At 68.9% G+C, this 13,088-nt stretch carries 13 protein-coding genes and 1 other RNA gene; 6 read left to right on the top strand and 8 right to left on the bottom strand.

Annotation, left to right across the window (positions count from 1 at the left end):
• Positions 1-32: 32 nt before the first annotated feature.
• From pyrC to htpX, 4 genes are all read left to right on the top strand, one after another.
• Positions 33-1,064 carry a dihydroorotase gene (gene pyrC / locus EJO66_RS19370; protein WP_125965803.1) on the top strand — a complete coding sequence of 344 codons (1,032 nt, stop codon included), beginning with the start codon at positions 33-35 and terminating at the stop codon, positions 1,062-1,064.
• Entirely contained in the window at positions 1,061-1,879 is an 819-nt protein-coding gene (locus EJO66_RS19365; protein ID WP_124959724.1) for an NYN domain-containing protein, read from the top strand. Before pyrC ends, EJO66_RS19365 begins: the two co-directional genes overlap by 4 nt.
• Complete coding sequence (locus EJO66_RS19360; protein WP_124959723.1) at positions 1,876-2,616, top strand: DUF3025 domain-containing protein; 741 nt, start codon at positions 1,876-1,878, stop codon at positions 2,614-2,616. The genes EJO66_RS19365 and EJO66_RS19360 overlap by 4 nt, the downstream gene beginning before the upstream one ends.
• A gap of 153 nt (positions 2,617-2,769) precedes the next feature.
• A complete protein-coding gene (htpX, locus tag EJO66_RS19355) occupies positions 2,770-3,645 on the top strand; it encodes a protease HtpX (protein WP_124959722.1) in 876 nt (291 codons plus the stop codon).
• 81 nt (positions 3,646-3,726) lie between these two features.
• On the opposite strand, the gene EJO66_RS32595 is transcribed toward htpX, so the two are convergent.
• From EJO66_RS32595 to cysK, 5 genes are all read right to left on the bottom strand, one after another.
• Positions 3,727-4,146: a hypothetical protein gene (locus tag EJO66_RS32595; RefSeq protein WP_164547859.1), complete on the bottom strand. Its 420-nt coding sequence runs from the start codon at positions 4,144-4,146 to the stop codon at positions 3,727-3,729.
• A gap of 25 nt (positions 4,147-4,171) precedes the next feature.
• Positions 4,172-4,993, bottom strand: a complete 822-nt coding sequence (locus EJO66_RS19350) for a ProQ/FINO family protein (protein ID WP_164547858.1) — start codon at positions 4,991-4,993, stop codon at positions 4,172-4,174.
• A gap of 56 nt (positions 4,994-5,049) precedes the next feature.
• The gene (locus EJO66_RS19345) at positions 5,050-5,679 is read right to left on the bottom strand and encodes a flavin reductase family protein (RefSeq protein ID WP_124959721.1); all 630 of its coding nucleotides are present in this window, start codon (positions 5,677-5,679) and stop codon (positions 5,050-5,052) included.
• Between the two features lie 11 nt (positions 5,680-5,690).
• Positions 5,691-7,343, bottom strand: a complete 1,653-nt coding sequence (locus tag EJO66_RS19340) for an NAD(P)/FAD-dependent oxidoreductase (protein WP_124959720.1) — start codon at positions 7,341-7,343, stop codon at positions 5,691-5,693.
• Between the two features lie 72 nt (positions 7,344-7,415).
• Entirely contained in the window at positions 7,416-8,336 is a 921-nt protein-coding gene (gene cysK, locus EJO66_RS19335) for a cysteine synthase A (protein WP_124959719.1), read from the bottom strand.
• Positions 8,337-8,445: 109 nt separating this feature from the next.
• Between cysK and rnpB the strand changes: the two genes are divergently transcribed.
• Positions 8,446-8,793, top strand: an RNA gene (gene rnpB, locus EJO66_RS19330) — RNase P RNA component class A.
• A gap of 41 nt (positions 8,794-8,834) precedes the next feature.
• Here rnpB and EJO66_RS19325 read toward each other — a convergent pair.
• The 3 genes from EJO66_RS19325 to EJO66_RS19315 are packed head-to-tail and all read right to left on the bottom strand — an operon-like array spanning position 8,835 to position 11,825.
• Positions 8,835-9,383, bottom strand: coding sequence for a hypothetical protein (locus EJO66_RS19325; protein WP_124959718.1), 549 nt, complete (start codon positions 9,381-9,383; stop codon positions 8,835-8,837).
• A gap of 58 nt (positions 9,384-9,441) precedes the next feature.
• Positions 9,442-10,155 (bottom strand): RNA pseudouridine synthase, encoded by a 714-nt coding sequence (locus EJO66_RS19320; protein ID WP_124959717.1) that lies wholly within the window; start codon positions 10,153-10,155, stop codon positions 9,442-9,444.
• Positions 10,152-11,825 carry an MBL fold metallo-hydrolase gene (locus tag EJO66_RS19315; RefSeq protein ID WP_125965802.1) on the bottom strand — a complete coding sequence of 558 codons (1,674 nt, stop codon included), beginning with the start codon at positions 11,823-11,825 and terminating at the stop codon, positions 10,152-10,154. The genes EJO66_RS19320 and EJO66_RS19315 overlap by 4 nt, the downstream gene beginning before the upstream one ends.
• 119 nt (positions 11,826-11,944) lie before the next feature.
• On the opposite strand from EJO66_RS19315, the gene EJO66_RS19310 reads away from it, so the two are divergent.
• Entirely contained in the window at positions 11,945-12,991 is a 1,047-nt protein-coding gene (locus EJO66_RS19310) for a Bug family tripartite tricarboxylate transporter substrate binding protein (RefSeq protein WP_125965801.1), read from the top strand.
• Positions 12,992-13,088 lie beyond the last annotated feature (97 nt).

Below are 13,088 nucleotides of genomic sequence, written 5' to 3'. Positions count from 1 at the left end.
TTCCGGGGCCGCGATGCGACAATTGCCCTCCCATGACAGACACCCTCACCATCACCCGCCCGGACGACTGGCACCTGCATGTGCGCGACGGCGCCGCCCTCGAAGCCGTGGTTCCGCACAGCGCGCGCCAGTTCGGCCGCGCGCTGGTCATGCCCAACCTGCGCCCACCTGTGACCACCGCGGCGCAGGCCATCGCCTACCGCGACCGCATCCGAGCGGCGGTGCCGCCGGGCACGGCCTTCGAGCCCGTGATGTCGCTCTACCTGACCGACAAGCTGCCGCCCGAGGAAATCGCCCTGGCCGCGGAAGCCGGCGTGCGCGCGCTCAAGCTCTACCCGGCCGGCGCCACCACCAACAGCGATGCCGGCGTGACCGATATCCGCCACACCTACAAGACGCTCGAAGCCATGCAGAAGCACGGCCTGCTGCTGCTGGTGCACGGCGAAGTCACCGACCCGGCGGTCGACCTGTTCGACCGCGAGGCCGTCTTCATCGACCGCGTGATGATCCCGCTGCGCCGCGACTTCCCCGAGCTCAAGGTGGTGTTCGAGCACCTCACCACCACAGAGGGCGCCCACTACGTGCGCGATGCCAACCGCTTCACGGCCGCCACCATCACCGCGCACCACCTGCTGTACAACCGCAACGCCATCTTCACCGGCGGCATCCGCCCGCACTACTACTGCCTGCCCGTGCTCAAGCGCGAGACGCACCGCGTGGCACTGGTCCAGGCGGCCACGAGCGGCAGCGACCGCTTCTTCCTCGGCACCGACAGCGCGCCGCATCCGGCCCACCTGAAGGAGCATGCGCTCGGCTGCGCCGGCTGCTACACCGCGCTGACCGCCATCGAGCTCTATGCCGAGGCCTTCGACAGCGTGGACGCGCTCGACAAGCTCGAGGGCTTCGCAAGCTTCCACGGTCCCGACTTCTACGGCCTGCCCCGCAACAGCGGCACCATCACGCTGAAGCGCGAAAGCTGGACCGTGCCCGAGACCGTGCCCTACGGCGACGCCACGCTCAAGCCGCTGCGCGGTGGCGAAACCATCGCCTGGAGACTCGCATGACACCTACGCTGCGGGTGATGCTGCTGATCGATGCCGACAACGTCTCGGCCGACGTGATCGAGCAGGCCGTGCAGCGCACCCTGGCCGAGCACGGCGCGGTTCATGTGCGCCGCGCCTACTGCAACGCCGAAACCGCACTCAAGCAGCAGGCGCTTTTCAAGCGGCTGTCGGTGCGGCCGATGGTCAATCTCTCGGCCGGCAAGAACAGCACCGACATCGCGCTCGCCGTGGATGCCATCGACCTCGTGATCGCCGAGCGGCCGGACGTGGTGGTGCTGGTGTCCTCCGATTCCGACTTTGCGCCGCTCGTGATCCGGCTGCGCGAAAAGGGCTGCCGCGTCTGCGGCCTGGGCCAGCAGGGCAAGACCGGCGAAGAGACCGTGGCGGTCTACGACGAGTTCACCGACCTGCAGCACCACGGCGCGCCGGTCGCGCCCCGCACGGCGCCGGCAAGGAAGGCCGCAGCCAAGGTGGCCGCGAAGCGTGCGCCGGCCAAGACGGAAAAGACCGCGAAGAGTGCGGCCGCGCCGGCCCGCAAGACCGCGGCCAAGGCCCCGGCCCGAAAGACCGCCAAGGCAGCCAAGCCGCCCGCGCCGCAGCTGCCTTCCGAGGCCGCCGAATTCATCCTGCGGGCGGCACCCGCGCTGCGCAGCGGTGCCGATGTGCCGCTCAACGACGTGGCCCAGGCCCTGCGCGCGGCCGGGCTGCTCGGCAAGCACGGCAGTTCGCTCAAGCTGTTCGACAAGCTCCCGGCGGAGTTCGCCGTGCTGCAGCACCCCGACCGCATCCGCTGGACCGGAGCCGCCACGCCTTGAGCCTGGCGGCGATCGACTGGGCGCAGCCCTGGTTCGCGCCTTACCGCGCCATGGGCGAAGCGGCGGCGCAGGCGGCGCTGCGCATCTCGGTCGCAGCCGCGCTGCAGCGGGAAGCGGCGCCGGATTTCAGGCCCACCTTCGTGCCGCAGTCGGAGCTGCCCACGGGGCAGGCCTATGAGGCCCACATCTTCCAGACCGGCACCGTGCCGACGCGCGACAACCTGCACGACTTCTTCAACGGCCTCGTCTGGCTCGCCTTTCCGGAGGCCAAGCGCCGCCTCAACGAACTGCAGGCCGCCGAGATCGTCCGCGCGGGCATCGGTGCCACGCGCGGCCCGCTGCGCGACGCGCTCACGCTGTTCGACGAGAACGGCGCCGTGCTCGATGCGCCCGGGCCGTTGTGGCAGGCGCTGGCCGCGCGCGACTGGCACACGCTTTTCGTGACGCGACGTGCGCTGTGGTCCGAGACGCGCCTCTGGGTGTTCGGCCATGCGCTGCTCGAGAAACTCGCCACCCCGCGCAAAGCGCTCACCGCGCATGTGCTGCGGCTGCCGCCGCCCGATGGCGGTGGACCGGCGGCGCTCGACGACCGGTCGCTTGCGCGCAGCCTCGCACCGGAATACCTGGCGCAAAAGCCCTTTGTTCCGCTGCCGGTGCTCGGCGTGCCGGGCTGGTGGGCCGGCAACGCGGCGGCGAATTTCTACGACGATTCCAAGGTCTTCAGGCCCGGTCGGTAGAACTTTTGCTCCTATCATCGCTCTACCCGCAGGCTGCGGTGCGGCCTCCTTCAAGATCCAAACAACAAAGGAAGAGTGCCATTTCCTGCACGGCTTGAAGAGGGCCATCCGGTCCTCATCTATGCGGCAGCATTCCCCCACGGAGAATTCAACTTGAAACGTATCCTTCTGTTCGTCTTGACCAATGTGATGGTCGTCGCAGTGCTCGGCATCGTCGCCAGCCTGCTCGGCGTCAACCGCTACCTGACGGCCAACGGGCTGAACCTCACGGCGCTGCTCGGCTTCGCGCTCATCATGGGCTTTGGCGGCGCGATCATCTCGCTCCTGATCAGCAAGCCCATGGCCAAGTGGACGACCAAGCTGCACATGATCGACAACCCCCAGTCGCCCGACGAGGCCTGGATCGTCGGCACGGTGCGCAAGTTTGCCGACAAGGCCGGCATCGGCATGCCCGAGGTCGGCATCTTCGAGGGCGAGCCCAACGCCTTCGCCACCGGCGCGTTCAAGAACTCGTCGCTGGTGGCGGTGTCCACCGGCCTGCTGCAGAACATGACGCGCGAAGAAGTCGAGGCCGTGATCGGCCACGAGGTGGCGCACATCGCCAACGGCGACATGGTCACCATGACGCTGATCCAGGGCGTGATGAACACCTTCGTCGTGTTCCTCTCGCGCGTGATCGGCTATGCGGTCGACAGCTTCCTGCGCCGCGGCGACGACCGTTCGTCGGGCCCGGGCATCGGCTACTACGTGAGCACCATCGTGCTGGACATCGTGCTGGGCTTTGCCGCCGCCATCGTGGTGGCCTGGTTCTCGCGCCAGCGCGAATTCCGAGCCGACGCCGGCGCGGCCGCGCTCATGGGCCAGAAGCAGCCGATGATGAACGCGCTGGCGCGCCTGGGCGGCCTGCCGGCCGGCGAACTGCCCAAGGCGGTGGAAGCCATGGGCATCACGGGCAGCATCGGCAAGCTCTTTGCCACGCACCCGCCGATCGAAGAGCGCATTGCGGCGCTGCAGAACGCGCGCGGCTGATCGATCGATCCGCTGAAAAAAAGAAAAGCCGCCACGGGTTGCCGTGGCGGCTTTTTTCATTGGGACCGGCGCGGCGCGGCTTCAATACGAACGCAGTGAAATGCCCCAGCGCCCCGCCACGCGCGTGGCAATCCAGAGATTGCGGTGCGTGCTGAGCACCGTGCCGGCGGCGTCCTCGCGCGTGTAGGTGACGACGAAATGCACCTTGTCGGCGCTTGCGAGCACCGCTTCCTTCGACTGGTAGCGCGTGCGCCGCCAGCCCGAAGCCATGAGCTTCTCGAAAAAATCGGCGGGATGGTTGCCGGGCGCCCGCCATTCGAGGCGGTCGGCGCCCGAGAGCATCACGTGCGGAAAATGAAGCTCGCCGTCCATGCCTGCGGTGTCGCAGGCATTGAAGCGTTCGGTGAAGCGGTCGAGGCAGGCGGAGGCTTCGCCGATCGCGTCCGACGCCGCCGCGCTTGGACAGGCCTGCGGCGCGACGAAGCTGGCGAAGTCGGTCATGGCTGCTGCGGCAACGGCCGGGCGATCAGGCCGCCGGAGGCGCCGGCTGCCGCTCGGTCCGTGCGCGTGCGAGCGTGCGGCCTACCTCGTCGGCATCCATGCCGTACATCTCGGCGAACTCGTGCTCGCTGCTGCGGCCGCTGGCCTCGAAGGCGCGCAGCAGCGCCTCGCGCTTGGCGGCCTGGCGGGCCAGCTCGGCCAGCGCTTCGTCGAGCACGGCGTTGGTTTCCTCGTCGCGCGAGCGCACCAGCACCGCGTAGGCCTCGCGGTCCAGGCCCGAGGCTTCCACGGCGCGGGCGATGCGTGCCACGAGCTGGGGGCGCAGGTCCTCGCCGGGGTTGCGCTGCACGCGGCGCCGATGCAGTTCGAGGATCGCGTGGTGCACATGCTCGGGTGCAACCGGCTCCACCGCGTTGCCGTCGAGATCGTGGCGTGCAAGGCCCGCGGCCACCGCCTCGAGGTAGCGCGTGGAGCGTGCGTGCAGGCCCAGCGCAACCTTCAGCTCGTCCTTCTTGAAGTCGTCGGGGTGCTTCTCGAGCAGGTCCTGGAACACGCCGAGCTTGAGCGGCAGGAAGCGCGCGCCGAACATGTTCGGATAAAGCTCGAACAGCTTTTCGAGCGCCGGGTGCACCTTGCGCGCGCGCTGCGGCTGTTGCTGCTGTGCCACCTGTTTCGGCTTCTGCTTTTGTTGTTGCTGCTGGCGCGGCTGGCGCGGTGCGCGCGGCGGCCGGGGCGGGCGTCCATCGGCGTTCGGCTGCTGGTGCGGCTGGTGCGACTGGGCGGTGCCCTCGGCTTCCGCCGGCTGGACTTCCTGGATTTCTTCTTGGGGCGTGGCGGTGTCGGTCATCGGTCGGTTCTTGTCAGGTTGGCTGGCAGCGGCGGAGAAAAAAGGGTTCCGCGCGTTCAGCGCGGGCGGAACATCTTGAAGAGATTGTCGGGGCTGATCTCGAAGTAGTCGGCCGGGCCGCCGCCGCGCAGGATGGGCTGCGCCGCGGCGGTGTCGTAGATGCCGTTCTTCAGCAGGTGGCGCGCAATGTGCACGCCCACCACCTCGCCGAGGATCAGCCAGGTGGGCACCGGCACGCCGTCCACGCCTTCGAGCTGCAGCAGCTGCGTGAGCCGGCATTCGAAGGACACCGGGCTCTCGGCCACGCGTGGCACCGCGATGCGGCGCGAAGCCGCGGGCGTGAGGCCGGCAAGCTCGAACTCGTTCACCTCGGGCGGCACGGCGGCGCACGACTGGTTCATCTGCTCGGCCAGCGGCCGGGTGGCCAGGTTCCAGCCGAACTCGCGCGTCTGGCGGATGTTGTGCAGGCTGTCCTTGGCGCCGATGCTTGCGAAGCCCACGATGGGCGGCGTGTAGTTGAAGGCGTTGAAGAAGCTGTAGGGCGCGAGGTTGAGCCTGCCGTTCCCGTCCTGCGACGAGATCCATCCGATCGGCCGCGGGCCGACCATGGCATTGAACGGATCGTGCGGCAGGCCGTGGCCCTTGGCGGGTTCGTAGAAGTGGAAGTCGTCGTTCGGCACGGCCATGGGTTCCTTGCTTATGTTCCGGTGACGCTGCGCGCCACCGCTTCGGCCACCTTGATGCCGTCGACGCCGGCCGACAGGATGCCGCCCGCATAGCTCGCACCTTCGCCGGCGGGGTAGAGGCCGCGCACGTTGAGGCTCTGGAAGTCGTCGCCGCGCGTGATGCGGATCGGCGACGAGGTGCGCGTTTCCACGCCGGTGAGCACCGCATCGTGCAGGTCGAAGCCCTTGATCTTGCGGCCGAAGGCAGGAAAGGCTTCGCGCATCGCCTCGATGGCGTAGGCCGGCAGCGCCTGGTGCAGGTCGGTGGGCGTGACGCCGGGCTTGTACGAGGGCAGCACGCTGCCGAGCGCGGCCGAGGGCTTGCCCGCGATGAAGTCGCCCACCAGCTGGCCGGGCGCGCGGTAGTCGCCGCCGCCGAGCACGAAGGCCTTCGACTCGAGTTCGCGCTGCAGCGCGATGCCGGCGAGCGCATCGCCCGCGGTCTCGGGCGTCCAGCCGGGAAAGTCGCGCGGGTCGATGCCCACCACGATGCCCGCATTGGCGTTGCGCTCGTTGCGCGAATACTGGCTCATGCCGTTGGTGACCACGCGGCCGGGCTCGCTGGTGGCCGCGACCACGGTGCCGCCCGGGCACATGCAGAAGCTGTAGACCGAGCGGCCGTTGCTCGCGTGGTGCACCAGCTTGTAGTCGGCCGCGCCGAGCAGCGGATGGCCCGCATGGCGGCCCCAGCGCGCGCGGTCGATCAGGCCCTGCGGGTGCTCGACGCGAAAGCCGATGGAAAAGGGCTTGGCCTCGATGTGCACGCCGCGCGCGTGCAGCATGGAAAAAGTATCGCGCGAGCTGTGGCCGAGCGCCATCACCACGTGGTCGGCGCGCAGCTCGCTCGTTTGGCCGGTGGCCTGGTCGAGCACGGTGAGGCCGCGAATCTGCCTGCCGCTCGGGCCGTCTTCGATCTGCACGTCGGTCACGCGCTGCTCGAAGCGGATCTCGCCGCCGAGCGAGACGATCTGCTCGCGGATGTTCTCCACCACCTTCACCAGCTTGAAGGTGCCGATGTGCGGATGCGCGACGTAGAGGATCTCTGGCGGCGCGCCGGCCTTCACGAACTCTTCCATCACCTTGCGGCCGAGGAAGCGCGGGTCCTTGATCTGGCTGTAGAGCTTGCCGTCCGAGAAGGTGCCGGCGCCGCCTTCGCCGAACTGCACGTTCGACTCGGGGTTGAGCACGCTCTTGCGCCACAGGCCCCAGGTGTCGCGGGTGCGCTGGCGCACGGTCTTGCCGCGTTCGAGCACGATGGGCTTGAAACCCATCTTCGCGAGCATCAGCGCCGCGAAGATGCCGCAGGGGCCGAAGCCGATCACCACGGGCCGGGGCGCGCCTTCGGGCGCCTGCGCGGGCGGCGTGTAGCGCATGTCGGGCGCGCTCTGGATGTGCGGATGCGCAGCGTGCTTGGCGAGCAGCGCGGCTTCGAGCCCGGCGTCGGCGAGCTGCACGTCGGCGATGTAGACCGTGAGCAGGTCGGCCTTGCGCGCGTCGAAGCTGCGCTTGAAGACGGTGTGGGAAGCGATCGCTTCGAGCGGGACGTCCAGCGTCCGGGCGATCAGGGCGGCCAGCGCCTCCGGGGCGTGGTCCAGCGGGAGTTTGAGTTCGGAGAGTCTCAGCATGTCATGGGGCTTGTGGTTATCAAGCAGGCCACGGATTTTACGCGCCGAGGCGCTATGAAAGAGATAGCTGGGTCAGGCTGGCAGGAAGCCCTCGACGGAGAGATAGCGCTCGCCCGTGTCGTAGTTGAAGCCCAGCACCACCGCATCGGGCGCCAGCGAGGGCAGCTTCTGCGCGATGGCAGCGAGCGTGGCACCCGAGGAAATGCCCACCAGCATGCCTTCCTCGACCGCGCAGCGGCGGGCCATTTCGCGCGCCGGTTCGGCGTCGACCTGCAGCACGCCGTCGAGCAGCGAGGTGTCGAGGTTCTTCGGGATGAAGCCCGCGCCAATGCCCTGGATCGGGTGCGGCGAGGGCTGGCCGCCCGAGATCACTGGCGAGGCCACCGGCTCCACCGCGAACACCTGCAGCTTCGGCCACTTCTTCTTGAGCACCCGCGCCACGCCCGTGATGTGGCCGCCGGTGCCCACGCCGGTGATCAGCACGTCGACGCCTTCGGGGAAGTCGGCCGCGATTTCCTCGGCCGTGGTGCGCACGTGCACGTCGATGTTGGCGGGGTTGTTGAACTGCTGCGGCATCCACGCGCCCGGCGTACCGGCCACGATTTCCTCGGCGCGCGCAATGGAGGCCTTCATGCCGCCGGCGCGCGGCGTGAGGTCGAAGGTGGCGCCGTAGGCCAGCATGAGGCGGCGGCGCTCCACCGACATGCTGTCGGGCATCACGAGGATCAGCTTGTAGCCCTTGACGGCCGCGACCATGGCCAGGCCGATGCCCGTGTTGCCCGAGGTGGGCTCGACGATGGTGCCGCCGGGCTTCAGCGCGCCGGACTTCTCGGCGTCTTCCACCATCGACAGCGCGATGCGGTCCTTGATGGAGCCGCCGGGGTTGGCGCGCTCGGACTTGATCCACACCTGCTGCTTCGCATTGCCGAACAGGCGGTTGATGCGGATGTGCGGCGTGTTGCCGATGGTCTGGAGGATGTTCTGGGCCTTCATTGGAGGGTCTCCTTGGACATGGGGTGGAAGTCGGGTCAGGTCGGTCGAAGCGCCATTGTGGAGCGGACGGCCGGCGCCCGCGAGGGTATCGGGCGATAATCCCCCTCGTGAAGCACGCCAGACCGCCGCTGGTGCAAGCCCGCAAGGGGCGACGCCGCAAGGCGCCGCGTCGAAAGACCGCACTGGAGGAACGTCCGGACTGCACAGGACAGCGCAGGAGTTAACGACTCTCCACCGTGAGGTGAGGATCAGAGCAACAGAGACGAGCCGATTGAGTTCGGGTGAAACGGGCAATCTCTGCGCGCAGCAACACCAAGTAGGCCAGTATCGAGGTGGTTCCGCTGAGCTGGCGGGTAGGTGGCATCGAGCCGTTTGGCGACAGGCGGCCCAGAGTAATGGCGGTCACGTTGGGGGCAACTCCAACGCACAGAATCCGGCTTATCGGCGGGCTTCACACTTTTTCTTCCCTGGCGGCCGCGGCCGCCAGCGGCATCAGCGTCAGCGCGTGAAGAGCCAGCCGCCCTTGGGCTGGCGCGTCAGTTCATGCCGCCTGACCGAGCGCTCCTCGCCGTCGTCGCCCACGTACACCACTTCGAAGCGCAGCCGCTTCGGCGAGACCATCTTCCAGTTCTGGATGCGCTTGACCGTCACGCAGGCGGTCTTGTCGTGGTACTGCATCTCGGCCATCGGCCCGCCCTGGAAACCGGTGCCGTCGAACAGCCGGCCCGGCGCCGCGAACGGATTGAGCACGGCGCCGTTGCGCGCGGTGATGCAGCCCTCGGTCCGCACGAAGGATTCGATGGTGGGCGCCGCGCTTTGCACCACCTTGGCCACGGCCGGCGTGGGCGGCCTGGTCACGATGGCCTCGCGGATGCGCTCCACCTGCTCCTCGGTGATCGGCGCGAGCCCGCTGGGCGACACGACCGGCGGCGGTGCCGGTGGTGGCGGTGGCGCGTACGAGGGCAGCAATGGCGCGAGATAGCTGCAGCCTGCCAGCGCCAGCGGGGCGGTGCAGGCGAGTGCGGCGATCCGGGTTCCGAACTTCATGGATGGGTCTCCTGTCGTCGATTCCTCTTGGGGCCTTGTTCGTGCCTCTTCTTCGATGTCAAAAGCGCTCGTGCGGCGAAAGATAGCGCCACTGGCCGGGCTCCAGTCCCGCCAGCGGCACGCGGCCGATGCGGATGCGCCGCATGGCCAGGATGCGCAGGCCGGCTTCGTCGCACAGGTGCGCGATCTGTCCGGGCCGCGCGCCCTTGAGTGCAAAGCGCAGGCCGGTCTGCTCGTCGGCCTGGCGGCCGATGCTCACGCGTGCGGGCGAACGCTCGAAGCGCACGAGCTGCTCGGGGCTGAGCTTGCCGGCCACGTCGACCATCACCTCGTGTTCGAGCACGCCCGCGTCCTCCTGCAGCTTGCGCTCGATGCGCCATTCCTGCGTGTAGACCACGAGGCCGCTGGCGCCGGTTTCGAGCGGCGTCATGCAGCGCTGCGCCTTCGCGTGCGCCGGCAGGAAGCGCATGCCCGCGCGCTCGGGCTCGTGGTGGTTGGCGGCCACCAGCAGCCGGTGCGCGGTGTCGGTGGCCATGCCGGCCGGCTTGTGCAGCAGCAGGGTGACGGGCACCACCGGCTCCGGCTTGGCGCCGGGCTCGATCTCGACCTTCTGGTGGCCCTGCACGCGCGACTGCGGCAGCAGCGCCCGCACGCCGTCGACGCGCACCGCGCCGTTCTCGATCAGCAGCTCGGCCTCGCGCCGCGAGCAGCCCGCGAGTGCGGCCACGCGCTTGGCAAGGCGGATGCCTTCTTCTTCGGAAGCGCCGCTCATGGCGTGGAGGCCAGTTGCCGGATGCGCGCCACGTGCGCGGCCAGCGATCGGGCGGCCACCGGCCACATGCGCTCGGGCACGTCGTCGTAGGCCAGCGGCAGCCAGTCTTCCGGCGTGCCCCCGGGCAGCCTTTGCATGGCCGCGGCGATCTTGGCTTCGCGCTTCAGGCGGTGCGCCTTCAGCTGCGCGATGGCGCTGCGTGCGCTGCCGATGACATGGCCGTGCGCGGGCAGGATGAAATCGATACCGCCGGCCTCGCAGGCCGCATCGAGCTTGTCGAGCGAATCGAGATACGCGTTCATGTCGCCGTCGGGCGGATCGACCACCGTGGTGCTGCCGTTCAGGATGTGGTCGCCGGAGAACAGCAGCCCATCTTCCTCGAGCACGAGGCACAGGTGGTTGGCGGCGTGGCCCGGCGTGTGGATGGCGCGCAGCGTGTGGCTGACGGGCTCGCCTTCGGCCGTGGTGCCGCCGAGCACCAGGCGTTCGCCGTCGCGCAGTTCGCGCTCCGCGGCAAAGCGCGCCGACGAACGCGCCGTGGGCGCCGAAGACAGACCGAGGATCGGCGGCTTCTCCTTGCACAGCGCCTGCAGCGGCGCCGCGCCGGGCGAATGGTCGGCGTGCGAATGGGTGCACACGATCATGCGGATGTTTCCCTCGGTGGCGCGCCGGAGCCGGTCGATGTGGCCCGCGTCGTTCGGGCCCGGGTCGATCACGAGGTAGCCCGTGTCCGCATCGCCCACGATGTAGCTGTTGGTGCCCGGGCCGGTCATGGCACCGGGGTTGGGCGCGGTCAGGCGCTGCACGTTCCTGAGCAGCGGCACTGCGCGTTCGCTCTGCCAGTCGAGCGCATGCAGCAGCTGTCCGTCGGGGCAGACCAGCGCGAGCTCGCCATAGGGCGAGTCGCTTTCCATGTAGCGCGCGTCCTGGCCGCGCAGCAGGCCCGCGCGCGGGCAGCTGGTCCACAGCGGCTGCTCGGCGCCGCCCTGGGGAGCGCAGGCCTGCAGCACCGCGTCCACGCTGGCATAGGCCGCGAGCCGCTGCAGCGTGCGCACCGTCGGAAAGATCATGAAGAAGCTCCCCGCCGCATGGCGCGCCAGCGCATCGGCCGGCCGCACCCAGCAGGGCTCGAATTGCTCGCTCTCGTCGGCCGTGGGCGTCTGGCCCTCGGGCATGCGTGCCACCAGGAAGGGCACGTCGAAGCGCTTGGGCAGGTCGCGGTCGGTGATCCAGTGCGCGAGGCTGAACACCTGGTCGCAGGCGAGCACCAGCCCGCGCGCGGCGCATTGCTCGGCAAAGGACACGGGCGACGCGGTGCTGCGGTCCATCGACGCGATGTCCTGCGCGCCCACGGGCCGGCCGTCGGCATGGCGCGCGAGCAGCACGCCGAGCTCCTCGAAGCCTTCGCGGATCGCCGCAATCGCCTGCGTCAGCTGCAGGCCGCTCTGGGTGGGTCGCCGTGCGGCGATGTGCGCGGCAGCTTCATCGGCTGCATCGATCTGCCCGCCGGGGAACACATAGGCGCCTGGCGCGAAGCTTGCAGTGCCGGAGCGGCGCGTCATCAGCACTTCGATGCCGGCCTCGGAATCGCGCAGCAGCAGCACGGTGGCTGCCGCGCGCACGGGCGCGGGCTCGCGTGTGGGGTGGAGTTGTTGGGTGGGACGGACCATGCGGTGATTATGGAGAGATCGTTCGATGCGGTTGCGTGCCGCATAAGCTCATACCGGATCGGGCATGAACCGCGCGCCACAATCCCGGGCTGCACCGCCCGCATCGAGGAAAGACAGTCATGATCCATTCTCCCTTCACTCACCACCTCAGGTTCTCGCCGTCGTCGTTCTTCGCGCGGCGCCTCCGCCCGGCCTTGCTGCTGGCAGGCGCCGCCCTTGGTGCGGCCGCATCGTCGGCTGCCTTTGCGCAGGGCGACTGGCCGCAGCAGCCGGTCACGCTGATCATGGGTTTTCCGGCCGGCTCGGGCGTCGACGTGGTGGCCCGCGCCATCCAGGAGCCGCTCGCCCGGCAGCTTGGAAAGCCCGTGATCATCGACTACAAGTCGGGCGCGGCCGGCAACATCGCGAGCGAGTACGTGGCCCATGCCAAGCCCGACGGCTACGCGCTTTCGTTCGGCACCGCCGCCACGCATGGCAGCAACGCCGCGCTCTACAAGAAGCTGCCGTTCGACGTGGAGGCCGACTTCGTGCCGGTGGCGCCGGTGCTCGACGTCTCGAACGTGCTCACCATCAACCCGGACGTGATCAACGCCAGGACCTTGAAGGAGTTCGTCGATCTCGTCAAGGCCAACCCCGGAAAGTACAACTATGCGTCTACAGGCAACGGCGCCGGCACGCACATGGCCTTTGCCGAATTCAATTCGCGCCTCGGCCTGAACATGGTGCACGTGCCCTACAAGGGCGGGCCCGAGGCCATCACCTCCGTGGTGCGCGGCGAGACCTGCTGCATCATGAACCAGGTGCAGACGGTGCTGCCGCACTACAAGGCCGGCAAGGTGCGCCTCCTGGGCGTGACCACCGCCGCGCCGGTGGCCGCGGTCAAGGAGGTGCCCACCATCGCCTCCAGCGGGCTTCCCGGCACCAAGGGCTTCGACAGTTCGATCTGGTTCGGCATCTTCGCGCCCAAGGGCACCGACGCGCAGATCGTCGACAAGCTCAACGCCGCCGTGAAGGCGGTGCTCGAGCAGCCCGAGATCCGCGAGCGCTTCGAAAGCCAGGGCAACACCGTGCGCATCGAGTCGCCCGCGCAGTTCAGGAAGACGGTGCACGACAACCGCGTGAAGTGGGCCGAGGTGGCCAGGGCTGCGAACATCAGCATCGACTGAGCGGTGCCGGTGCGCTGACCGGGATCAGAGCGTCTTGCTGAGCGTAACGATGAAGCGCGCCTTGTTGGGCGAGTAGTACTGCTCGCCGATGGGGCCG

The sequence above is a fragment of the Variovorax beijingensis genome (genome assembly GCF_003951285.1).
GTDB lineage: Bacteria > Pseudomonadota > Gammaproteobacteria > Burkholderiales > Burkholderiaceae_C > Variovorax > Variovorax beijingensis.
Note: the sequence above shows the minus strand (reverse complement) of the source record. Positions and strands in the feature narration are given on the sequence as shown.

What these genes read in the sequence shown, in the direction of transcription:
- pyrC (WP_125965803.1), top strand. Translation starts at nt 33, where the DNA reads ATGACAGACACCCTCACCATCACCCGCCCGGACGACTGGCACCTGCAT.
- EJO66_RS19365 (WP_124959724.1), top strand. Translation starts at nt 1,061, where the DNA reads ATGACACCTACGCTGCGGGTGATGCTGCTGATCGATGCCGACAACGTC.
- EJO66_RS32595 (WP_164547859.1), bottom strand. Translation starts at nt 4,146, where the DNA reads ATGACCGACTTCGCCAGCTTCGTCGCGCCGCAGGCCTGTCCAAGCGCG.
- EJO66_RS19350 (WP_164547858.1), bottom strand. Translation starts at nt 4,993, where the DNA reads ATGACCGACACCGCCACGCCCCAAGAAGAAATCCAGGAAGTCCAGCCG.
- EJO66_RS19345 (WP_124959721.1), bottom strand. Translation starts at nt 5,679, where the DNA reads ATGGCCGTGCCGAACGACGACTTCCACTTCTACGAACCCGCCAAGGGC.
- EJO66_RS19340 (WP_124959720.1), bottom strand. Translation starts at nt 7,343, where the DNA reads ATGCTGAGACTCTCCGAACTCAAACTCCCGCTGGACCACGCCCCGGAG.
- cysK (WP_124959719.1), bottom strand. Translation starts at nt 8,336, where the DNA reads ATGAAGGCCCAGAACATCCTCCAGACCATCGGCAACACGCCGCACATC.
- EJO66_RS19325 (WP_124959718.1), bottom strand. Translation starts at nt 9,383, where the DNA reads ATGAAGTTCGGAACCCGGATCGCCGCACTCGCCTGCACCGCCCCGCTG.
- EJO66_RS19320 (WP_124959717.1), bottom strand. Translation starts at nt 10,155, where the DNA reads ATGAGCGGCGCTTCCGAAGAAGAAGGCATCCGCCTTGCCAAGCGCGTG.
- EJO66_RS19315 (WP_125965802.1), bottom strand. Translation starts at nt 11,825, where the DNA reads ATGGTCCGTCCCACCCAACAACTCCACCCCACACGCGAGCCCGCGCCC.
- EJO66_RS19310 (WP_125965801.1), top strand. Translation starts at nt 11,945, where the DNA reads ATGATCCATTCTCCCTTCACTCACCACCTCAGGTTCTCGCCGTCGTCG.